This window comes from Shewanella denitrificans OS217 (assembly GCF_000013765.1).
Lineage (GTDB): Bacteria > Pseudomonadota > Gammaproteobacteria > Enterobacterales > Shewanellaceae > Shewanella > Shewanella denitrificans.
Genome location: NC_007954.1, coordinates 2,887,069 through 2,909,283, shown reverse-complemented (window position 1 = coordinate 2,909,283; position 22,215 = coordinate 2,887,069). Strand labels below are relative to the sequence as shown.

Annotated in this window: 17 protein-coding genes and 1 other RNA gene; 12 read left to right on the top strand and 6 right to left on the bottom strand. The window is 43.6% G+C overall.

Annotated features, from left to right (window positions below):
* Positions 1 to 41: 41 nt before the first annotated feature.
* From SDEN_RS20950 to SDEN_RS20550, 9 genes are all read left to right on the top strand, one after another.
* The gene (locus SDEN_RS20950) at positions 42 to 956 is read left to right on the top strand and encodes an RHS repeat-associated core domain-containing protein (RefSeq protein ID WP_083759654.1); all 915 of its coding nucleotides are present in this window, start codon (positions 42 to 44) and stop codon (positions 954 to 956) included.
* 9 nt (positions 957 to 965) lie between these two features.
* Positions 966 to 1,433: a hypothetical protein gene (locus tag SDEN_RS12660; protein ID WP_011496871.1), complete on the top strand. Its 468-nt coding sequence runs from the start codon at positions 966 to 968 to the stop codon at positions 1,431 to 1,433.
* Positions 1,434 to 1,563: 130 nt separating this feature from the next.
* Complete coding sequence (locus SDEN_RS20265; protein WP_083759689.1) at positions 1,564 to 1,767, top strand: RHS repeat-associated core domain-containing protein; 204 nt, start codon at positions 1,564 to 1,566, stop codon at positions 1,765 to 1,767.
* Positions 1,768 to 1,810: 43 nt separating this feature from the next.
* Entirely contained in the window at positions 1,811 to 2,935 is a 1,125-nt protein-coding gene (locus SDEN_RS12655; RefSeq protein ID WP_011496870.1) for an ISAs1-like element ISSde9 family transposase, read from the top strand.
* Positions 2,935 to 3,423: a serum amyloid A protein gene (locus tag SDEN_RS20260; RefSeq protein ID WP_011496869.1), complete on the top strand. Its 489-nt coding sequence runs from the start codon at positions 2,935 to 2,937 to the stop codon at positions 3,421 to 3,423. The genes SDEN_RS12655 and SDEN_RS20260 overlap by 1 nt, the downstream gene beginning before the upstream one ends.
* A 160-nt stretch (positions 3,424 to 3,583) precedes the next feature.
* On the top strand, positions 3,584 to 5,656 hold the full coding sequence (locus SDEN_RS12645; protein WP_011496868.1) for an RHS repeat-associated core domain-containing protein: 2,073 nt from the start codon (positions 3,584 to 3,586) through the stop codon (positions 5,654 to 5,656).
* A gap of 18 nt (positions 5,657 to 5,674) precedes the next feature.
* A complete protein-coding gene (locus tag SDEN_RS12640) occupies positions 5,675 to 5,950 on the top strand; it encodes a hypothetical protein (protein WP_041405801.1) in 276 nt (91 codons plus the stop codon).
* Between the two features lie 534 nt (positions 5,951 to 6,484).
* Positions 6,485 to 7,357 carry a 23S rRNA pseudouridine(2605) synthase RluB gene (gene rluB, locus SDEN_RS12635; RefSeq protein ID WP_011496867.1) on the top strand — a complete coding sequence of 291 codons (873 nt, stop codon included), beginning with the start codon at positions 6,485 to 6,487 and terminating at the stop codon, positions 7,355 to 7,357.
* Positions 7,358 to 7,635: 278 nt separating this feature from the next.
* Complete coding sequence (locus tag SDEN_RS20550) at positions 7,636 to 8,811, top strand: methyl-accepting chemotaxis protein (protein WP_011496866.1); 1,176 nt, start codon at positions 7,636 to 7,638, stop codon at positions 8,809 to 8,811.
* Positions 8,812 to 8,950: 139 nt separating this feature from the next.
* Here SDEN_RS20550 and panP read toward each other — a convergent pair whose 3' ends face one another.
* Entirely contained in the window at positions 8,951 to 10,600 is a 1,650-nt protein-coding gene (gene panP, locus SDEN_RS12625; protein ID WP_041405800.1) for a pyridoxal-dependent aspartate 1-decarboxylase PanP, read from the bottom strand.
* Between the two features lie 464 nt (positions 10,601 to 11,064).
* Between panP and ffs the strand changes: the two genes are divergently transcribed.
* Positions 11,065 to 11,162, top strand: an RNA gene (ffs, locus tag SDEN_RS20000) — signal recognition particle sRNA small type.
* A gap of 98 nt (positions 11,163 to 11,260) precedes the next feature.
* On the opposite strand, the gene SDEN_RS12620 is transcribed toward ffs, so the two are convergent.
* The 5 genes from SDEN_RS12620 to dinG all read right to left on the bottom strand — a co-directional run bounded on the left by SDEN_RS12620 (position 11,261) and on the right by dinG (position 16,132).
* Positions 11,261 to 11,605, bottom strand: coding sequence for a late competence development ComFB family protein (locus SDEN_RS12620; RefSeq protein ID WP_011496864.1), 345 nt, complete (start codon positions 11,603 to 11,605; stop codon positions 11,261 to 11,263).
* Between the two features lie 292 nt (positions 11,606 to 11,897).
* The gene (locus SDEN_RS12615; protein ID WP_011496863.1) at positions 11,898 to 12,602 is read right to left on the bottom strand and encodes a DUF2057 domain-containing protein; all 705 of its coding nucleotides are present in this window, start codon (positions 12,600 to 12,602) and stop codon (positions 11,898 to 11,900) included.
* Between the two features lie 9 nt (positions 12,603 to 12,611).
* Positions 12,612 to 13,274, bottom strand: coding sequence for a primosomal replication protein (locus SDEN_RS12610; protein ID WP_011496862.1), 663 nt, complete (start codon positions 13,272 to 13,274; stop codon positions 12,612 to 12,614).
* Positions 13,271 to 14,041: a TSUP family transporter gene (locus SDEN_RS12605; protein ID WP_011496861.1), complete on the bottom strand. Its 771-nt coding sequence runs from the start codon at positions 14,039 to 14,041 to the stop codon at positions 13,271 to 13,273. Before SDEN_RS12605 ends, SDEN_RS12610 begins: the two co-directional genes overlap by 4 nt.
* A gap of 15 nt (positions 14,042 to 14,056) precedes the next feature.
* Entirely contained in the window at positions 14,057 to 16,132 is a 2,076-nt protein-coding gene (gene dinG, locus SDEN_RS12600) for an ATP-dependent DNA helicase DinG (protein WP_011496860.1), read from the bottom strand.
* 287 nt (positions 16,133 to 16,419) lie between these two features.
* Here dinG and SDEN_RS12595 point away from each other — a divergent pair, with 287 nt between their 5' ends.
* Positions 16,420 to 18,885, top strand: a complete 2,466-nt coding sequence (locus SDEN_RS12595; RefSeq protein WP_011496859.1) for a DNA polymerase II — start codon at positions 16,420 to 16,422, stop codon at positions 18,883 to 18,885.
* Between the two features lie 316 nt (positions 18,886 to 19,201).
* Complete coding sequence (locus tag SDEN_RS12590; protein WP_011496858.1) at positions 19,202 to 22,102, top strand: TonB-dependent receptor domain-containing protein; 2,901 nt, start codon at positions 19,202 to 19,204, stop codon at positions 22,100 to 22,102.
* Positions 22,103 to 22,215 lie beyond the last annotated feature (113 nt).

Below are 22,215 nucleotides of genomic sequence, written 5' to 3'. Positions count from 1 at the left end.
TTTGTGTAACTCACTTTCATTACGACCTCAATGGGCAGCTTATTGCAGAAACCCTCGCCGATGGTACATTACTGCGTGAGTACTTCTTTGCTGGCAGACAACAGATAGCGACTGCGATAATAAGCGATAATCAATCCAGTAAGACAACCGATGTTTACTATGTCCACACCGACCACTTAGGCACGCCAACGGCGCTCAGCGATACTGCTGGCACCGTACAGTGGCAAGTTCACTACACGCCATTTGGGCAAACCATAGTGGACATAGACAAGATCAAGCAAGCGATACGTTTTCCGAGACAATATTATGATGAAGAATCTGGGTTACATTACAACTACTTTAGGGATTACGATCCCGAATTGGGTAGATACATTCAGTCAGACCCGATTGGTTTAGCGGGTGGGATTAATACCTATGGGTATGTTGGTGGGAATCCAATAAGCTATGTTGACCCTTACGGACTGAACAGAGGGCGAACCAGAGCACAACAAGGTAACTTTTTTCAACCTATCATTAATGGTCAGGTCCAAGGGTTAATCAATCAAATCAGGCAGTTTGACTCGAACTTTAGTTACCGTACGGCTCGCCCTTCTAGAGGACCTAATTCAGCTTATGGTCGCAATGATGTGGCATACCTTCAAAACTTATTGCGAAACTCAAGAGAAAGTTCTCAATGTTCAATTAATGGTAATTACAACCCAACGGGACAAAGTGGTTCGCCATTAAATATTGTTTCAGAGTATGGACCTTTCAGCATCAGCGGCACTCCATTCTCGACTCATGCACTCTCTAGAATGCAAGGTAGAGGCATCCCTCCATCAGCAGTATTGAACGCTATTCAAAATGGAACATCTCGACCGGGCAACAGACCCAATACAACTGTACACAATTATGGAAATGTAACAGTCATTACCAACAGCACCACAGGAAATGTGATAAGTGTTATTCCTTATTAAGGTGAAGCTATGAATAGAAAAGAAGAAGCAACAATATTGAAAGTTCAGCTTCAGATTGGCTTGGTCAGTGTCGACCAAGCTGTGAAGTGGATTGATGAGCAGTTACTATATTGTGATGTTGATAATTCAGATTTTGAAGCGTTAGCATCAGCAGCATCAACCAGCAAGCATGATGAAATGGTAGATGCATTGGCTAACCTTGGCTCCAAGTACGATAATGATATTGCGCTTGGCTTGGTGGTCGGTTTGATTGCCAAAGCAAACAGCAGCGTACAAGATTTCATTAAAGTTGCACATAGTATTGAGCATCTTGAAATGATTGGCGTAACAACACTTGCTGATAAAGGTGCGTATTTCAAATGTAGTATCGAGGACATTGAAGCTGGTGTTTATGGTGATGTTGATTCGTTACGTGCAGAATTGATTGAATACCTTGAAGGTAAACGGGCAATGCTTGATAGGCTGGACAGCGATTAAGAAAAGCTGCTTGTGGTCGTTTGAACTGTTGTTCAATTGTTACCCACCGATCTCCGATCGGTGGGACAATCTTAAAAGACCCTATAACAGATTCTGTGTAACCCCGAATTTATATATAATCTGAAATCCGATCTTCAAATTCGATAATAAAGCGATACGTTTTCCGGGACAATATTATGATGAAGAATCTGGGTTACATTACAACTACTTTAGGGATTACGATCCCGAATTTGGAAGGTATATTCAGTCAGACCCCATTGGTTTAGCGGGGGGGATTAATACAAGGCCAGATCGTGAACGTTATTTGAGCGATTTAAGAAGAATATTGACCTGATCACGTGCTTGTGATCTTATACTCCTTTTTCAGGAGTCAGCTCATGTATATCGAATCATTCAAGCAGCATTTTAGTGCCATTGACGACCATCGCCAAAGTGCAAAAGTTACCTATCCCCTGTTCGATGTACTGTTCGGTTCGCTGTGCGCTGTTATTGCGAGTTCCAATGGCTGGTTCGAGATCCGAGAATACATTCTTGGTCACCATTCTTGGTTCAAAAAACAAAAAATGTTCATCGATGGGATCCCTGCTGACGATACCATTGCCAGGATAGTTTCTATGATTGATCCTGATAGCTTTAATGCCTGTTTTCTTGCATGGATGAAGTCAGTTCACCAGCTGACTAATGGAGAAGTCATTGCGATTGATGGAAAGACGCTACGTGGTTCATATAATCGTGATGATCGAAGCAGCACTATCCACATGATAAGTGCCTATGCTTCAGCGAATAAGCTGGTACTGGGTCAATTAAAAGCAGAGCAAAAAAGTAATGAAATCACAGCCATTCCAACCCTATTAAAAATGCTAGACCTGCGCGGAGCGCTAGTGACAATCGATGCTATGGGCTGTCAAACGGCTATTGCTACAACGATTATCGACAAAGGTGGTGACTACCTACTGGCGGTAAAAAACAATCAAGGCAACTTAGCTAAAGCGGTAAATAAAGCCTTTAGTCCGCATCGTTCAGCTGGCTTAAGTGATGACCATGTCAATATAGAAAAAAGCCATGATCGTATTGAAAACCGAACCTGCTATGTGCTGAGTTCTGCTGCACTTGACGGTGATTTTACACATTGGGAAGCACTCAAATCCATCGTTATGGTTGAAAGCTTTAGGGCTGTTAAAGGTAAGACGGCGAGCCTTGAATATCGTTACTATATCAGTTCGAAAGTGTTATCAGCAGAGCAAGCCTTAAGTGCGACTCGCGAACATTGGGGGATCGAGTCAATGCACTGGGTCTTGGATGTCAGCATGAACGAAGATGAATGCCAGATCTACAAAAATAACGGCGCTGAAAATCTCGCTTACTTAAGGCACATGTCGCTAAACATGCTGCAAAAAGAACCGACAAAGCTCAGTATTGTTGGTAAACGAAAGCGTTGTTTAATGAATCCAGCATTTCTGGAGAAGGTGTTAATCGCTGGATTATGCGCACCGACTAAATAATGAACACTCATGCGGTTGCCCTGGGGATTAATACCTATGGGTATGTTGGTGGAAATCCAATCATGAATACGGACAGGTACGGTCTTGCCAACGATAATTCACCATACACTGGCTTACCTCCTCACATTGCCGAAGCATTCAGAAAACTCGAAAGACAACGAGTACTTAATCAACGTCAATGGATAGGTGGTGCATATGATTTCTTTGGAAACTATCGCGACATGCGAGATGCAAATACCATTGGTGCTGATAAGTACTTTCACTGTAAAGCAAATTGTGAAGCCACAAAGCGAGGAAAAGGTGGAGAGTCTGCTGCTTGCACTATTAGCGACTCAAGAGAATGGTTTGACCAACATATTAAAGGTGACCCAGCATCAGCAGCAGACCAAGCGGCAAATATTTTTGGTAGAAGTAATGCCTCAAGTCCACAATCATGTAGCCTAGTATGCTCTGCATTCAGACCAAATGGATTACCACAAGGGTACTAATTTTATGAATAAACGTAAAATAATAATATCTACAATCATATCCATACTTGTCGTATTGGCTGCATTTTGGCTTGTAGATTTTCTTACTGTAGACTCCTGCCTAGACCAAGGCGGAAAGTGGGATTACAATCAAGATATGTGCATCCGAAAGTAATACCTGATGTACGAAGTATTAAAAAAAGATCAAATTACCAGTGTCACTGATGCCCGCGGTAACACCACAAGCTATGAGTACGATGGACTTGGGCAGCTGCTTAAAACCACTAGCCCAGATACTGGCATCACTCAGTTTGTTTACGATGAAGCAGGAAATCTGACTCAAAAGACTGACAACAAAGGCAATATCGTCACTTATACCTTCGATGCCCTTAACCGTTTATTGTCAGCTGAGTTTGCCGCTGCGCCAGAGTTAAATGTGAACTATAGCTATGATTCGACAGACGATGACAATCATGGACTCGGGTTATTGACGCTAATGACAGACAGCAGCGGCACGACGGCGTATCGCTATAATCAGCAAGGCCAAGTCATCAGCGAAACCCGCAACATCCTGGGCGCAGATTACATCACAAGCTACCAATATGATGTCAACAGCGCCTTAAAACAGATGATCTACCCTAGTGGCAGAAGCTTAAGCTATCAATATGATAACCAGCAAAGGCTAATTGCGATTACTACCCAATCCGCAATTAGCTCTCAGGCGCAGCCCTTAATCAATAATCTCAGTTACAAGCCTTTTGGGCCAATCGCTTCACTTCGTTATGGTAATAACCTAACGAACACTTACAACTATGATCTTGATTATCAGCTTATTGATATCAATAGTGGCATCCAACAATTGAGTTATGCTTATGATGCCAACGGCAATATTGAAACCATCAACAATACCCTGTTTAGTCGCCAGAGCCAGCAATTTAATTACGATGAGCTTAACAGGCTAACTCAAGCTAGTGGCGATTATGGTAGCTTGAACTATGCCTATGATGCTGTACATAACCGCACGGCAAAGCATGCCCTGCAAGTCGGCCAAGCACCTGCCGAGGTTAGCATAGACAGTTACACTTATGCCGCCGACAGTAATCAGCTTCAACAAGTCAGCAAGTCGGCCCCCGGCATCACAACGCAGCGTGACTTTAGTTATGATGCCAATGGGCAAATAATCACAGATATAGATGATACGCGAGCATTAACACTGAATTACAACGCTCAAAATCGACTCGACACACTGACTAATAACGCCTTACCTGTGGCGCAATACAGCTATAACGCCTTAGGGCAGCGAGTACAGAAAAATGTCAACGGCAAAGTCACTCACTTTCATTACGACCTCAATGGGCAGCTTATTGCAGAAACCCTCGCCGACGGTACTTTACTGCGTGAGTACTTCTTTGCTGGCAGACAACAGATAGCGACAGCGATAACAAACGACAACCAAGGTTCCACCACAACCTATGTCTACTATGTCCACACCGACCACTTAGGCACGCCAACGGCGCTGACAGACTCGACAGGCACCGTACAGTGGCAAGCTCACTACACGCCATTTGGGCAAACCATAGTGGACATAGACAAGATCAAGCAAGCGATACGTTTTCCGGGTCAATATTATGATGAAGAATCTGGGTTACATTACAACTACTTTAGGGATTACGATCCCGAATTGGGTAGATACATTCAGTCAGACCCGATTGGTTTAGCGGGTGGGATTAATACCTATGGGTATGTTGGTGGGAATCCAATAAATGCGATTGACCCTCTTGGATTAGATACTGTATTTATATGGAAACCGGGTAATTACACTGATAGCTCAGGAAATACCTATTCAAGTGCATACGGTCATGCGTCAATCATGAGTGACTATGGAACATATGTTAGTCATCACCCTGACAAATCTGGTGTAAACCCTTTTAACTCTTTGTTTAGAAATTATATGCGGGACAAAGCTCTTTATGGCAGGGATGCGGACTTTATCATTTATGTAGATAACCCAAACAAATTAGCTTCGGATAAGTTTGCGAAAGATTATTTGTCCTCTGAAGACTATTGGGGAGTTTTCGGAAATTGCACTGATGCAGCTCGTTCAACATTAAATGCTGGTGACTCAGTTATTCCCAACTTGAATATTGGCTTTGATAATGCAGTATCGTACCCCGCAGAGCTAGAAAGGGCTTTAAGAGGGGCATATTGGCTGAATAGAAGAATTATTAGGGATGTTAACCCTTTTAATCCATAAAATATAAGGTAAGTATCTATGAAAAGCAGTTTCTTAAAAATTAGCCTTATTTACCTTGCGGTATATATTTCGATTTTGGTCATGCCGGGAGTAGTGGTATACCCTATTGATTGGGTGGCCGAATTGATTACAGGGATACATTATGTTGATGGTTGGACTCATGGGTTAATGGTATACACAGCTCTAGCGTTTCTCATGCCTGTCATTTATATCATCGTATTAGTAACTTATTGGATTAAGAAATCCAAACAATCAAAAGAAAACGATGATCAAAAAGTAGATAGCAACTGCTAATCTATTTTTGAATTCAAAGCCTCGCTAGCCGGGGCTTTTTGTTGTGAAAAATCAAAGTTATTAGCATTAGAATGCATGTTGATTTACTTGCGTTTTCTAAACTGATAATTTTGATTGAAAGATGTACTAAGGACATTGTTGATAGGTTAAGGCAACACTAAATTTAATAGGCAAATTATGATAGTTTGAGAGACGACCTTCTGAGACAGGACGTCGAAGAGAGCTATAGGGATATATTTACGCGTGTCGACGAGCAAACTTCATGATGAGCCGAACATTAAGACAGTCTTGACTCTCTGGGAGCGTCCATATAAGCCTTTTATCGTAATTGGTATTTTATCCAAGAAGATAAGTCGGGCTGTACATACATAAAATTTTAGTGGCATAGGGATTTTTGCCTATAGGAAACATTACGAGTATAATCTGGACACTTTTCAAATTGTGTACATGACTGTGTACATTTTCAAAAAGAATATTGAAGCGAGACTCTTTAAGGTCTTGTTTTTTAATAGAATCCTTTAAAGAGTTGAACTAATGAGTGAAAAATTGCAGAAAGTCTTGGCCCGTGCAGGCCATGGCTCCCGTCGTGAGATGGAGGCATGGATTGCTGCAGGCCGAGTTAGTGTAGACGGTGAAATTGCAACCTTAGGTGATCGCGTTGAAGTTGACGCTAAAATTCGCATCGATGGTCGCACAACTTCCATTAAAACCGCGGATGATATGATCTGTCGTGTTTTGGCTTACCACAAGCCAGAAGGCGAGATCTGTAGCCGTAAAGATCCAGAAGGTCGTCCAACGGTATTTGAGCGTCTACCTAAAATTCGCGATTCTCGCTGGGTTGCAGTAGGCCGTTTGGACATTAACACCTCAGGCTTGTTGTTATTCACCTCTGATGGCGATCTTGCCAACCGTTTGATGCACCCATCCAACGAAGTTGAGCGTGAATATGCGGTGCGTACCTTTGGTCAAGTGACTGATGCCAACGTGCAGTCATTGCGCACAGGCGTGATGCTTGAAGATGGCCCAGCGCAGTTTGATACCATCAAGCCTGCGGGCGGTGAGGGGATTAACTCTTGGTGGCATGTGACCCTTAAAGAAGGCCGTAACCGCGAGGTTCGACGTCTGTGGGAATCTCAAGAAATCCAAGTGAGTCGTCTTATCCGAGTGCGCTATGGCATGGTTGAATTACCTAAGACATTGCCTCGTGGTGGCTGGATTGAGCTGCCATTAGATCAAGTTAACTACTTACGTCAGTTAGCGGGTCTAGAAGCGGAAACTCGCAGTATGCTAGGTTCTGATAAGCACAGTGTTGCTCGCTCTAAAGTGAAGAGTTCAAAAATTCGCCGTGCAGTGCAAAAGCATAAAGTGATTTCTAGCCGAGCTAAGCCAAGCCGTCAGCGGGACTAATATTCGTCTGTAATGCTTGTTAACAGGGCTTATCCGGCGCTGTTAAGCACATTTATTTAAGGTCACTCAAATGAGTGGCCTTTTTTATGGGTATAATTTGTAGACTTTTTGTTATTTAGTTTTTATTCTGTTCAGCTACTTGATAAAAGGAACTTATTGAGTCTTGAGTCACTGAGTGAACTCACCTTAAGTTGCAGGCAAAGTTTGCTTGCCTAAGGATGATTCAATTGGCAAATTTATGTTCCGCCCTACAATAAAAACAAATAACGGGAAGTCGAATGTCAGCCGTAAAAAGTCAATTGCAATATAAACTTATCTACCCTTTACTCGCCTTGTATCTTATTGGTTTCGGCTATTTAAGCCTGCTTCCTGCCCAAGTGGATAAATTTCAAATGTTCATTTTACTTGGCCTGATGGCTGCGGGGCAGTTGATCTTAGGTTTTTATCTTTTTGAGCGTTTTGTCGGGGCTCGCTTGAAGCGGCTGGTGCAGTATTTAGCCTTAGTGGTGAGCACAGAAGCTGCGCCTGAAAAACCACTACGAGATAAATACCCAGATGAACTTGGCACGATAATCAATCAATTAAGTGACTTTATCGATGGTCTTAAACAGATTTTGGATGAAGTTCGCCAAGATGCCAGCCGCTTTAAACTGGGGGCGACGGTATTAACCACCCAAATGTCTCAGGCCGAATCGTCGGTGATAAAAAGTAATCAAGCCAATGAGTCTATTACTTTTTCGCTACAGGAAATCTCCATGACGGCGGATCAATTATCGGCTAATGCCGGCGAGCTTAAGTCCACGTCACATAAAGTGAATGAATTGCTGCAAGCGGGCACGGCTGATGCACAAGAAAATCAAAGAGGAATGGCGGTATTTGCCAGTGGCATAGAGCAAATGGCGACATCTTTGGATTTACTTAATACCGACAGCCAGCAGATAGGCAATGTGCTGGCGGTGATTAAAGGTATCGCCGAGCAGACCAATCTATTGGCGCTTAACGCGGCTATTGAAGCCGCCCGTGCCGGTGAGCAAGGTCGAGGCTTTGCAGTGGTTGCCGATGAGGTCAGGGCACTGGCTTCCCGTACACAAGACTCTACCGTTGAAATTCAGCGTATTGTAGAGCAGTTACAGCATAAGACTGGCAATGCAGTGACTGGGATCAGTGACAGTCTGCGTATTAGTCAGCAAAGCTTGCAGCAGTGTGAGCGTGTGAGTCAGGCATTTAGCGAGATTGGCGCCACGTTTTCTCAGCTTGAGCAACTGGCTGGCAATATCACTGGCAGTATTCAAGAGCAGCAAACTGCCACCCGCAGCATCAATAGCCAAGCGATGGCAATCGATGGTTTAAGTCAAGAGGTGAGTGTTAACCTTAAGGCCATTGCCGAGAAAGCCGCCGAACAGAAACATACTTCATCGAATTTGGATTCAGTGCTGGCAAGGGTCTGCGTGTAGCGGATTGCCGCGTGTCTTAAGACACGAGCCTGTAGTGCCACAAAGTAAAAAGCCAAAGACAGTGTCTTTGGCTTTTTATTTATCTATCCATCATGTTATCGGCATCTATCAGCTGTTGATGTTCACACTAACGTGCGTCTCAGGCGCTGGCTAATGCTAATAACTGGGGCAAAAATTCGTTATCTAAAGCGGCAATTTCTTGCTGCTCTGCTAAGACGCCCTGCAAGATCTCAAGTCCAGTTAAGGGGTTGGCAAGCACGACCCTAAATACTGTGGTGTGCTGCCTGTTATAGCGGGCTGGCTGTATGCGAGTTCGTGACACGAAAGACTTGCCCTGTTCACGCTGATGCTTTTGAATAAATTGAGTCAAACCATCTAAGCATTCATTGAATTGGGCTAACGCATGCCAATCTTGGCGTTGACAGGCATCACTCATGGCTAATTGCACTGTACTGGGCACGTAGCGGTAGGTGAGAATGCACAGCTCAGGCTCAGTGATTAGTTCAAAGTCAGGGGATTTTTTAATGAGCTCACTGAAATAACGGGCTTTTTCTAGGCTGTTATTGATGAGGATTTCATACCCTTCAAGACCGATTATCTGCAAGCAAGCATGCACTATCATGGCCATGCCAGGGCGGGAGCCTTCTAAGGTTTGACTGCCTAAATCTTTTGAACCCACCCGTAAAATGTACTCAGCATGGTGGACTATGGCATTGGCAAGTTCAGGGTCTTTAAACAACACCATACCGGCCCCCATGGGCACATACATTTGTTTGTGGGCATCTATGGTGACAGAATCTGCAAGCTCTATGCCCTTAAGCAAGTGTCGATACTTTTTAGACAATAAACTCGCGCCGCCCCAAGCCGCATCCACATGAAAGTGACAATCAAGCTCCTGAGCTAAGGCGGCAAGCTCGGTGAGTGGGTCGATATTGCCGGTTTCTGTGGTACCCGCCACACCCACTACGGCCATGACTTTGATATTCTTGCTGGCAAGCGCTTTTGCAGCGAGGCGCATGGCCTCAACATCCACTTTGTTGTCTGCGGTTGTGGCTATGCTGATAATGTTATCGCGGCCAATGCCTAGTAGATCTACGGCCTTGCCAAGGGAATAATGACCTCGCTCTGAGACCAAAATGGCAATATCATCAAAGCCATAATGACGCAGGGCTTTTAGCATGCCTTCACGATTGACACCGTTAAAATTACCATCGGCTTTAAGCAAGCGGTTTCGCGCTATCCACAGCGCCGTGATGTTGGCGACTGTGCCGCCGGAGCAAAAGGCGCCGAGAGAATGATTGGCACTGTGCATCCACTGTTGATAAAAATCGCCATCTTGACTGAAAACAAGGTGGTGCATCATACCTAACACTTGGCGTTCTAAGGGGGTAAAGGCTTTGGAAGTTTCAATTTTTACCAAATTCTGATTGAGACCGACCATCATTTTTGACAAGGGCAGCACAAAATAGGGCAGCGCTGATGTCATATGGCCAATAAAACTTGGCGCCGCAGTATGGACCGAGTGAGCCACCAAGTTCTGCATAATTTCATCGGTATAGTCAGAGACAAAGCGAGGTGCTGTAGGGATTTGAAACGCTTGAAAATCGGTTTCTATTTCACTTAATGGTTTTTCTAACGCCGCTATGCTGTTACCAAGGAAGCCAGCAAGATCTTCAGATAACTTTTGTTCTATGATGCTTAACGTAGACTCGGCGTCTTCAGGGACGGTAAAAATACGTAACATGCTGTCTTCTGACGCTTGGGCCTTACGGGGAGTTATCGAGGTCATTAACTGTGCCATCATGATGAAAGAATTGCCGAAAATAGACAGCTTAGTGTCAATGGTATGCTTATGGCAATAATAAGGTTGCTAACTTTACTGCAAGCTAGATTTTGCATCAAGTGTTAATGGTAGTGCGGAGCCGTTCGGGGGCATATTGCTGTGAAAATGAGGGCAAGTTCCTTTTGCCCCTAAAATCACAAGCAAATTCACATTGTTAATGTAATGTTAATGCTTGGTGTTGGCAAGGTAAATCATCAATTGAGGCGAAATAATCCTCATAAGGTGCGGATTTGTGCATAGTTGAATAACGATTAAGCAGTTGAGTCATCCATTGCTAGGCTTTGAAGATAAAGGCTTGAACTAAGCAGCCCCTTGGGGGATAATCGCCCCGTTCTTAAGTAATAGCGTTTTACAAAGATAGACTAAGCGCAAGATATCAAAATATCTTTACTAAGAAATCTATGGTGACCCTAGGGTCCCCCCGCAATGATAACTTGTGAACTCGGCCAGGCCCGGAAGGGAGCAACCGCAGCAAGCGACTCGTGTGCCGGGGTGTCGGCTCTAGGGGAGCCTCCAAACTCCCCCCCAGTAGTAAATGTTCCAGCACTAGCTCAGCACTAGCACCATCAATACTTTACTCTTGCCTGTAAATCACTCGTTTTCGAATCAATCTGTGCTTTCACTGCTTTCGTTTTTTAGTTGTGTTTGTTCTACAGCTTGTCTTTGTTGCACTGCTTGTTCTTCTTGAACTCGCCTTAATGCATTGGCTTTTAAGAAGGTTCTTGCCCGTTCTAATGAATCTTGAATTTCTCGTTTCATGGTTTGCAGTTCACTGAAATCTTCGAAGAAATAGGTATCCACTAAGTGCCTAACATAGCGTACTGGGAGTTGATTGAGAGTGACACAGCAGAGATCGGCCAAATACTCTTCAGATAATTCATCCATCAAACCTTCATCTCTTAACATTTCCATTAATAGCACTTCATAATAATTTCGAATTTCTAGTTGCATCTTGTGCTCCAAAGACAAAGGTTTTAGTAAATGTAATCAATGAACGTAATTATCGCAACGTCAGCAGTGAAACAGCCTCAGGCTTCAGGTTAGTGATAGCTTGAGATACCCTTTGAGCTAAAGTGTGGAAAGACGATGGCGTTAATGTTCGTTTGATTGTCAGGATATTATCGAAATTAATACTAGTCGAATTTTTTCACAATCGCTTAAAAAAGAATGGTTTTGAGGCGGTTCCCTACTCAAGTCTGAGTAGGGAACACCAAGAATAGTGAGATTTAAAACTTAAGTACAGTTACAGCTGCTTGATTGCCCAGCCCATAAATTCTCTACGGGTTTTATCATCGGCTTGCAGCCACCAATACTGCAGCATTTTTTGTGCGTGTTGTTCTGGGGACGACTCAGGCACTGAAGCCGTTGGTTGAGCTTCGCTGGCTTTGACTGAGGAGGTGAGCTCTGCAGCGGCTTTAGGCGCAGTGGCAAGGCGTGTTTTTGTCTCTGGCGGCGCTATTGCAGCAAGATTTTGAGTCGAGCTTGCAATGACAGGTTCAGATTTATTAGCAAAAAGCTCGCCAAAAAAAGAGCGCTCCTCAATTTGAGTTTGAATCATTGAGAATTCAACCGGCTGTTTATCTTGACGTGTGATGCTGATTTTGGGGGCTTTAGCATACATTTTTGGATTATTAGCCGGGCTTTTTATGGGCACTAATTCATACTGCTGCCCCTCATCCACCATCAAGGTGATGATCATGGGGGCCGATTTGACAAAGCTTTGGCTGTCGCTGTAGTCATCTTCGATGATGTCATGGTAGCGAAGGGCGATTTTGTGACTGCCAGGGGTCAAAGCTAAATCTTTTTGATGGGTAAATTTATTTGTTGCTATGCTTTTACCGTCCAATGCCAAATATTCAAAGGACATAGGAATCGTTAAATTGGCCGCGAACACTGCCGATGACGTGGCTAAGATCAGCAAAGCACTGGCGGTTTGAAAAAGTTTCATTCTTGCTCCTTAACGTTTATGACTGTAGTTAGGTCGTTCTAAAAACTGGATCCTATCTTCGATATAGCTAATGGCTTGTCGGCATTTACCTAAGCGCTTGTGCATAGAAAGGATGTCATTTTGTGACTGAATTTTTTCATTTGGATGACAAGAAGGCAGATTAAGTTCCATTTGAGCAATTTTTTGCTCAATCTTTGTTGCCCAATTTAAGTGCTTATTTAGCTCGGCGTACATTTCATGGCTATTGTGCATCACATTGCCTGCAATCCAGCCAAAACCACTGCTGGCATGGGTCGACTGTTGTCGTTTAGCAAAAAAAGCGCGCTTACTGCTTTTTTGTTGCTGAGCCGTTTTGATATTGATATTTGTGGTGTTCAAGGCGCGCTTAACTGCGGTAAATCTGTCTTGAATACGCTCGCAGCTGAGGGTAATTAGCTGGGTATCGAGTTTAAGGGACAGCTGTTTTTCTAATTGATTAATACTTTTCTGCAATTGTTCGATACAAGGCGCCAATTTAGCGCCTTGTTGAATAAACAGCTGATTGTTAAAGCGCTCTACATCTTGCAGCATCTTGCCTTGGCTCACAGGGATATTGGCATCGTGCTGCAGGACTTCTTGCTCGAGCTGAGCAAGTTTATCCCTTAAATTCGCAATCACTTGGGTGTTGTTCATTGCCATGCCGTCCATGTAAGGTTTGCGCCCATGGCGAGTACCATAATAATAAACAAGGGTTTAATAAATGGCACCCCGAAGCGAATGGCTGAATGGGCGCCAATGTAAGCGCCTACCATCATGCAAATGCCTATCCAAAGGCCGAGCAACCAATGCACCTGACCTAACGCGGCAAACAATATTAGTGCGGTCGCATTACTGATGGACGTCATGGCTCGCGCTAGACCACAGCTATTGAGCAAAGGTAACTTGTGCAGTTTGATAGAGGATAAGGTCCAAAAAGCGCCAATGCCTGGGCCTGCGAAACCGTCATATGCCCCTAAGCCTAAACCTTGCGTCCACTGTTTTGCCGCTGAGCTTGGCATTTTAGGTGCCTGTTGACTTGCATCCATGACTTTAGGGCTGACTAAAGTGTAAAGGGCGATGCCTATGATAAGTATGGGCAAGATTTTCTCAAGCCATTGGGAGTCAACAAGAAATACTGCTAGCGTGCCAATGATGGCACCGATGAATGTCGCCCCAAGACTGTGATACCAGAATGAGGGTACAAACAGCTGCTGCTTATAATAGGTGAGGCTAGCGGTAAATGATCCAAAGCATGCGGCCAGTTTATTAGTGCCAAGGGCAATATGGGGCGGCATGCCTATGGTCAATAACGCGGGGATAGATAACAGTCCACCACCGCCAACCACGGCATCAATAAACCCTGCAAACAGGCCGACTAATGCCAACATGGCCCAATGGCTAGGTTCTAATAACAATTCCACGTCTATTTTACTCTATTATTCAATGACACGGCGAAAAGGAGGTAGCGCATCTATCAGTGATTGACCATATCGTTTGGTCACTAGGCGTCTATCTAAGATAGTGACTCGGCCATAGTCTTGCTCTTTGCGCAGTAATCTACCACAACTTTGGATCAATTTTCTTGAAGCATCCGGTATGGTGAGCTGCATGAAAGGATTACCGCCTTTAATTTTAATGTATTCGGCATGAGCTTGCTCCACCGGAGAGGTGGGCACGGCAAAGGGCAGTTTAGTGATGATCAAATTGGTTAAGTAGTCGCCTGGCAAGTCTAACCCTTCTGAGAAACTGCCGGTACCGAAAATAATACTGGGCAGGTTTTGATCGCAGCGGGCTTTATGTTGCTCGAGTATCTGCTGTCTTGGGGCGGTGCCTTGAATGAATAACTCATCCTTGGCGAGTTTTTTCTCGACGATTTCGGCCACTTTCTCCATCTGCCAATAAGAGGCAAACAACACTAAACTTGCCATCTCGCCTTCAATTAGCGCAAGAATTTGTTCGGCTAACTCTTGGGTGTAGTCATCATCCGTGGGCTCGTTGCGCATCTTAGGGATAAATAAAGTGGCGTTGTTTTCATAATCAAAGGGGGATTGCAAAGCCAAAAAACGGCTCCCATCATTGATACTTAAGCCCACTTGGTGGGCAAAATGGTTAAAATTATTCAATGCCCTTAAGGTTGCGCTGCAAAGTACCACACCGGCGGCTTTTTGCCACAACATGGACTCAAGCATAAAACCGACTTCGATGGGGGAGGCGCAAAATAAGTAATCTTGCTGCTTGCCTGTGATGAGCTCGGCCCATCTGGCCATGGGGGCGCCTTTGCTGCTGTCTTCTTTCGCCATCATCTTCCACAGCTTTTGCAGATTTTCTAAACGTTGCAAAATGAAACCCGTTTCTGACAACAAGGCTTCGGCTTGATGTTTGGGCACTTCCCCATCTTTAATGGCCTCACTGAGCACAGATTGGATTTTAGTGAATTGCTTTAGCCCTTGATTGGCCGCAATGGCTAAGTTTTCTGCTTGAATAAGTAAGGCTTGGGGTAATTTACCGTGCTCGAAACGCATTCTTACTTCAGGATTGGCAAATTGTTGCGGCTGAGTATCACAAAAATGCGCCACTTGATTGAGCAAAGCAATGAGCTCTGAAATATGATCCAGCATGGCTTGTACTGGCGCAATGATATGCGTGGTTTTGAGCTGGTTTTGCAGCTTGCTACAGGTCTTTGACGCTTTATCTAACCAATCGCTGGCGCCTCTTAAGGTAGCCTGTGCGCTGGAAAAGTCCCTTGCGACTATGGGTAAATGGTGGGCCTCATCGATGACATAAAACATGTCTTCGGGATCTGGCAAGATAACGCCGCCGCCTAACTCTAAGTCCGCAAACAATAGGCTGTGGTTGACGATAAGTACGTCCCAGGTTTCTACATCTTCCCGCGCCTTATGAAAAGGGCAGTTATGATGGCTTGCCACTTGGCGATGGCAGCTGTGTTTATCACAGCAAACTTGCTGCCATAAAAAGTCTGGGATAGGGGTTTTAAGGGTATCGAGCTCACCATTCCAGCGCTTCTTATGATAATCCTCGTGTAACTGGCCTAAAGCTTCCACTTGGCTTTTATCTGGCTTGGTTTGCCACATGGCCATTTGCGCGCCGTCTTGATTGCCTAGCATGGCCTCGAGTTTGGCCAAGCACACATAGCGTTGGCGACCCTTGACTAAGCCAAATTTAAAATCGATAGCTGAATTGGCTAAAAAGAACGGCAAGTCTTTATGAAGCAGCTGCTCTTGCAGTGCGACTGTGGCGGTGGCGATACAGACTTTCTTCTTGTTACCTACAGCCAGCGGTATGCTGCCAAGCAGATAAGATAACGACTTACCAATACCCGTACCGGCTTCAACCACTATAATGCGCCTGTCTTTATCATACTCACCGGCTAAGGTTTTAGAGATCTCGGCCACCATGAAGTTTTGCTCGCGTCGTGAGCGAAATTGAGGCATAGCCGTGGCTATGCCTTTATAAATGGTGCGGATCTGGGTCTTTATCTTATCCGATAGCATGCTTAAGTATTAATTCTTTATTAACTGACTTATGCTGTACATAATAACAGTGAATTGGCCGCCTAAGAACAATATAAGCACAATAAAGATTAAGACCTTGAGTTTTACCTTATCCACATGGCATACAAGAGCTGGCTCCATGGGCGTTTGCAGGTGAATAGTTTATTAACTGCCCACAGTAAATTGCCTATGCGAACGATTAGTGACAATTTCTGAAATATGAGCACTAAATCATCAATAAGGCACTAATTCATCAAAAAGAGCATTAACTCATCAATAAGAACACTATGTCATCTCAAGCACTCTCTAGCGTGAAAGGCCGTATTCTCACTCGCCATACCTTGTATCGTGAGGGGCGAACTGTGCTGCAGTATTTTATTAAGACGCAGCAAGGCCCTGCGCTTATTGAATTAGATAACGCCGAAGTGATTTGTTTTTGCCGGCAAACGGATCTACAAACATTAGAACAATTGTTAGCGGGGCAGCTCTATGGCCAGTATCGGTTAGCTAATATTAAGCTTAAAAGCTTTCATCATGAGCCACTTGCTTGCATTTACTTAAACACAGTCAAGCAGCTTAGGCTGGTTATTCGTATCGCACAGGATAGAGGCATACCGCTATTTGAAAGCGATATTAAAACTGAGCAGCGCTTTTTAATTGAACGTTTCATTGCATTAGACGCAGAGTTCTTAGGATATTGGCTAGATGGCAATGAAAATTCGAGCCTAGAGCAAAAATACGCAGAAGATATTTCAGGAGTGCCATTCTTGAAGACTCATAGGGTGAATGAACTGCCACAACTTGCATTAACGCGAGCGCGTAAGGCCGACGTTGACGTAACGCTATCTATGATTTCACTGGATTTTGAATGTGCCATGTCAGGGGAGCTGTATTCCGTTGGTCTTTATGGTGACAAAAATGGTGATGACAACGGGGCACCTTACCAAAAAGTGATTATGATAGGTGAGGCCCAAGCGGATGCTAATCCATGGATAGAGTGGGTCAATGATGAGCGTGCACTTATTTTGAGGCTCATTACTTGGTTTGCTGAGTACGATCCCGATGTGATCATCGGCTGGGCCGTGGTGACCTTCGATTTAGCGCTGTTATATCGGCGCTGCTTAGCGCTTGGCATTACCCCCGCCTTTGGTCGTCATGGTCAAGCTTTAAGTTGGAAGGTTGCCGATAAATTTAGGCCCGAGACCTTGTCGCTACCAGGAAGAGTGGTGCTGGATGGCATAGATTGGCTAAAAGCGGCTTTCTATCAGTTTGAACGTTATTCTCTAGAGTTTGTCTCCCAAGCGCTACTTAAAGAAGGTAAAGCGATAGATCATGTGGAGAACCGAGCAGGGGAGATAACCGATTTATTTCAAAACAATAAACAGGCATTGGCCCAATACAATATTACCGATTGCCGCTTAGTGTGGGATATTTTCGCCAAAACAGAGCTGTTAGCGTTTGCACTAGAGCGTGCTAAGTTAACAGGGCTTGAATTTGGCCGAGTCGGCGCCTCCATTGCCGCCTTTAATCATCTTTATTTACCTCATCTTCATCGTCACGGCTTTGTGGCGCCAAGCATTGCATCGAGTCAAGGTATTGAAAGCCCCGGCGGCTATGTGATGGATTCAGTACCAGGATTTTATAAAGATGTATTAGTACTGGATTTTAAAAGTCTTTACCCTTCGATTATTCGCACCTTTTTGATTGACCCTAAGGGGCTTGTTACTGGGATGCAGGAACGCCCAGAGCAAACCGTCCCCGGTTTTTTAGGGGCAAGCTTTAGCCGAGAGTCACCTATACTGCCGACATTAATTGCGTCCTTAGCGGCGCAGCGAGAGTTAGCAAAACTTGATAAGAATAACCCGTTATCCCATGCCATTAAAATCATCATGAATTCACTCTATGGGGTATTAGGATCGAAGGGCTGTGTATTTCACGACGCAAAACTTGCAAGCTCCATTACCATGCGCGGCCATGAAATAATGAAGCAAACACGGCGCTGGATAGAAGACTTGGGTTATCAAGTCATCTATGGTGACACAGATTCAACCTTTGTCTGGCTAGGTGAAAACCATGACATTAATAACATTAACGAATTTGGACTAAATATTGCCAGGCAAATCACCCAACAATGGCAACAAAAGTGCGCTGAGGAATTTAACATTGAAAGCTTCTTAGAGCTTGAGTTTGAAACCCATTACAGCCAATTTGTGATGCCAACCTTAAGAGGATCAGAGGAGGGCAGTAAAAAGCGTTACGTTGGTGCTAAAGTGAATGAGCAAGGTGAAATGAGCTTAGTATTTAAAGGTATGGAACAAGTAAGAAGTGACTGGAGCCCAATTGCCCGTCGTATTCAATACCTTCTTTATGAAAAATTATTTACAGGCGAAGACCCGGTCAATTTTATTGAACAAGAGCTCGATGCTTTAAAACAAGGGCTGCGAAATTCTGAGTTAGTATTTAGGAAACGCCTTAAACGTAACATCGAAGATTACACCGCTAAATCGTCTCCTCATGTTAAAGCGGCAGCATTACGATGTGCGGCGACGGGTGATGAGTCATTTGGCCGTAAAGGAGCCAATGTCGAATACGTGATGACTAAACAAGGTGCACGCGTCATACAAAGTGCAAAGCTTGATTATGATTATGACTATTATATAGAAAAACAAATTCAACCCATCGCAGAGCCCATCTTAGGTTTATTAAACCGCAGTTTTATTGAATTCACATCCAATCAACTACCGTTACTTTAGTGAGAAGGTTATTGTTCATGATTATTTACACTTATAGGCATATAAATTGAAAAGTTTATACAAAGATAACCTCGCGGCTCATTTTGTCATCATTATTTAACATAAAGATGCAGGTTACAGTGAAGAGTGGTGTTTTTTTGCTCTTTCGCAAATGGGTTGTGTCAAAAAAATAGCCTTGTTTGTTGAAAATGTGTTTAAAGTGTGTTTTTATTGCGTGAGATTGATGTTTGGCTTGAGCGGTTGCTTAGGCCATTATCGAACCAACCGAAAAAAGTTGGAATTATAATAAAGACTTAAATGTCCAGGGAGTTAAACAATGAACAAGAATTTACTCGCTAAATCAGTGCGCTTTGCATTGATCAGTGGTGCAACTGCTGCTGCTTTTACTGCTCCAACCGTTTTTGCTGCTGATGAAGGCGCAAAAGTTGAGCGTATTGAAGTGACAGGTTCACGCATTAAGCAAACCGATATCGAAGGTGCAAACCCAGTTACAGTCATCGATCGTGATGATATGATTAAAATGGGTATCACAGATGTTGGTAGCTTAATTCAACGTTTACCGGCAATGTCGGGTTCACCTATCGGTACTACGACCAACAACGGTGGTAATGGTTCTGTACAAGTTAACTTACGTGGCTTGGGTTCTGTCCGTACTTTAGTACTGGTCAATGGCCGTCGTACTGTTGATGGTGGTGATTTCCAGACTATTCCATCATCTATGATTAAGCGCGTTGAAATATTAAAAGATGGCGCTTCAGCAGTCTATGGTGCTGATGCTGTTTCTGGTGTTGTTAACATTATTACACGTAATGATTTTGAAGGCGTAGAAGTTACTGCACAGACTAAAGATTCGTTTGAGACTGATTCAGGTAAAGAAAACACAGTGTCTTTTGTTGCTGGTAAGAATTTTGATGGCGGTAACGTTGTTGCAGGTTTTGATTACAGTGATCAAGAGAAAATTTTACAAAGTGACACTCCTTGGTTCTTTATGCAAAACACCTATTACATCACAGATGCTGATGCAGTAGATTGTGCTTTCTGTGAAGGCAACTATTACGATGATATGGGCTTCCAAGTTGGTAAGACTGTCTCAGGCTTCGGTTCATCTCGTGTTCCAAATGGTAACTTCTATTTTAATAAAGATAGTGCTACTCGTTCAAAAGGCTCTTACACAAAATTAGATGGAGTAGCTGGAACTGATCCATCACACTTCAAACAATATAACGGTAGCTGGTCTGATCCTGCCAACGATTCTTATAACTATGCGCCAGTAAACTTTTTACAAACACCTTATAAGAAGTGGAATGCGTTCATTGAAACTCAGTATGAGATCAATGATTCTCTAGAATACTTCAATGAGCTACGTGTTAACTACCGTGAATCTTCACAAAAGTTAGCGCCAATGCCGTTTGATACCAATAATGATCCTGGTTACTCAGTCGCATTAAGAAATGCTGATGGTACTCCAGCGCTGAACAAAGAAACTGGCCTTCAAACTTATGCAAATGGCGTGTCAAAAGATAACGTGTATAACCCATTTGGTGAAGATCTTACTCGAGTTTCACGTCGTGTTGTTGAAGATAACCGTACATTCGAACAAGATGTATTACAATTCCAATTTGTTAACGGCCTAAAAGGTGAGATTAATGATAATTGGACATGGGATGCAAGCTACAACATGGGTTACAGAACCCGTACAGATACCGATAAAGGTCAATGGTTCGGTCCTAACGTAGCGAATGCTTTAGGTGCTTCATTTAAAGATTCTCAGGGTAATATGGTATGTGGTACTCCTGATAAGCCAATTGCAGGTTGTGTTCCTTTAAACTTGTTTGGCGGACCAGGTACTATTACTCAAGATATGCTTGATTATATCGGTGCGGATTTAGTCGATACAAGTCGTAGCCGTCAAGATGTGTTCACGGCTGCCGTCGCTGGTGATCTTTTTGAACTGGATGCCGGTACTGTAGGTGCCGCTATTGGTTATGAATATCGTCGTGAAGAATTCGTAAACACGCCTGATTCAGCTAAACAAAAAGATGAAGCTACCGGTAATACTGGTGCCGGAGTCTCTGGTGCATACCAGGTTAACTCTTTGTTCACTGAAATAAACATGCCATTACTTTCTGGTGTGACAGGTGCTGAGTTACTAGAGCTTAAAATGGGTGCTCGCTACGATAACTTTAGTTCATTCGGTGGCAATACTACGTTCCAGTCTGGAATTAAGTGGATGCCGATCGATGGTTTATTAGTCCGTGGTACTTACGGTGAAGTGTTCAGAGCTCCGTCAATTAATGAATTGTACGCCGGTATTGCTGATAGTTTCCCAACGACTCAAGATCCATGTAATACAGGTAAAATTGGTGGCTTAAGTGCCGCTGGTCAGGCAATTTGTGCCGCTCAAGGTGTTCCTACTGGCGGCGCTATTCAAGCTGACTCTCAGTTAAGAGCAAGAGTTGGTGGCGAACAAGACCTTAAGCCTGAAACAGGTGATACGGTTACTCTAGGTGTATCTTATTCACCTGAGTTTGTTGACGGTTTGAATGTCACAGTGGATTACTGGAAAATTCAGCTTGAAGACGTAATCGATTCTTTATCAGCAGCCAATGCTCTAGATTTATGTTACACAGCTTTGAATGCAACTGAGTGTAATAACATTACGCGTAAGTCAAATGGTTCTATAGAAGCGGTTTATACTATTAATCGTAACTTAGCTGAGCGTACAGCAGCTGGTATTGACACTGAAGTTAGCTATAAAATGTCAACTGAAATTGGTGATTTCAGTGCCTTCCTAGGCTGGACACACCTATTAGAAAGAGAAGACATTGATTATCTAGGTGCTGAACCACGTGATATGGTAGGCACTTATGATTTCAGCTTACAAGAAACATTCGCGGAAGATAAAATCAACTTCAGCTTAGATTATTACTGGAATGATCTTTCTGTAAGCTATTCTGCTGAATACATCGGTGATACTACTGCAGCGACAACGTTCTGGGAAGCTCAAGGTTATAAGCAAAAAATCGATGCTCAGCTTTATCATGATCTTGCTTTTGCATATAGCTTCGATACAGGAACTCGCGTTTCGTTAGGTCTAACTAACATTACAAACGAAGAGCCTGTTTATATCGATAATGGTGCCAATGCGAGTACAGATCCAACAACATATCGCTTGTTCGGCAGTTCTTACGTATTGCGTTTAACTCAAAAGTTCTAAATACGACATAACGCCATACTGCAGAATACTTAATGTTGTATGGTGTTAATGAGTTAAAAATTAAAATCGCTAGTGAAGCAATTCACTAGCGATTTTTTATGAATTTTAAATTA

Excerpts from the sequence above, each read along its gene's own strand:
- SDEN_RS20260 (WP_011496869.1), top strand. The coding sequence starts at position 2,935 with ATGAACACTCATGCGGTTGCCCTGGGGATTAATACCTATGGGTATGTT.
- SDEN_RS12610 (WP_011496862.1), bottom strand. The coding sequence starts at position 13,274 with ATGAACAACACCCAAGTGATTGCGAATTTAAGGGATAAACTTGCTCAG.
- panP (WP_041405800.1), bottom strand. The coding sequence starts at position 10,600 with ATGACCTCGATAACTCCCCGTAAGGCCCAAGCGTCAGAAGACAGCATG.
- dinG (WP_011496860.1), bottom strand. The coding sequence starts at position 16,132 with ATGCTATCGGATAAGATAAAGACCCAGATCCGCACCATTTATAAAGGC.
- SDEN_RS12590 (WP_011496858.1), top strand. The coding sequence starts at position 19,202 with ATGAACAAGAATTTACTCGCTAAATCAGTGCGCTTTGCATTGATCAGT.
- SDEN_RS20550 (WP_011496866.1), top strand. The coding sequence starts at position 7,636 with ATGTCAGCCGTAAAAAGTCAATTGCAATATAAACTTATCTACCCTTTA.
- SDEN_RS12655 (WP_011496870.1), top strand. The coding sequence starts at position 1,811 with ATGTATATCGAATCATTCAAGCAGCATTTTAGTGCCATTGACGACCAT.
- SDEN_RS12615 (WP_011496863.1), bottom strand. The coding sequence starts at position 12,602 with ATGAAACTTTTTCAAACCGCCAGTGCTTTGCTGATCTTAGCCACGTCA.
- rluB (WP_011496867.1), top strand. The coding sequence starts at position 6,485 with ATGAGTGAAAAATTGCAGAAAGTCTTGGCCCGTGCAGGCCATGGCTCC.
- SDEN_RS12620 (WP_011496864.1), bottom strand. The coding sequence starts at position 11,605 with ATGCAACTAGAAATTCGAAATTATTATGAAGTGCTATTAATGGAAATG.
- SDEN_RS12660 (WP_011496871.1), top strand. The coding sequence starts at position 966 with ATGAATAGAAAAGAAGAAGCAACAATATTGAAAGTTCAGCTTCAGATT.
- SDEN_RS12640 (WP_041405801.1), top strand. The coding sequence starts at position 5,675 with ATGAAAAGCAGTTTCTTAAAAATTAGCCTTATTTACCTTGCGGTATAT.
- SDEN_RS12595 (WP_011496859.1), top strand. The coding sequence starts at position 16,420 with ATGTCATCTCAAGCACTCTCTAGCGTGAAAGGCCGTATTCTCACTCGC.
- SDEN_RS12645 (WP_011496868.1), top strand. The coding sequence starts at position 3,584 with ATGTACGAAGTATTAAAAAAAGATCAAATTACCAGTGTCACTGATGCC.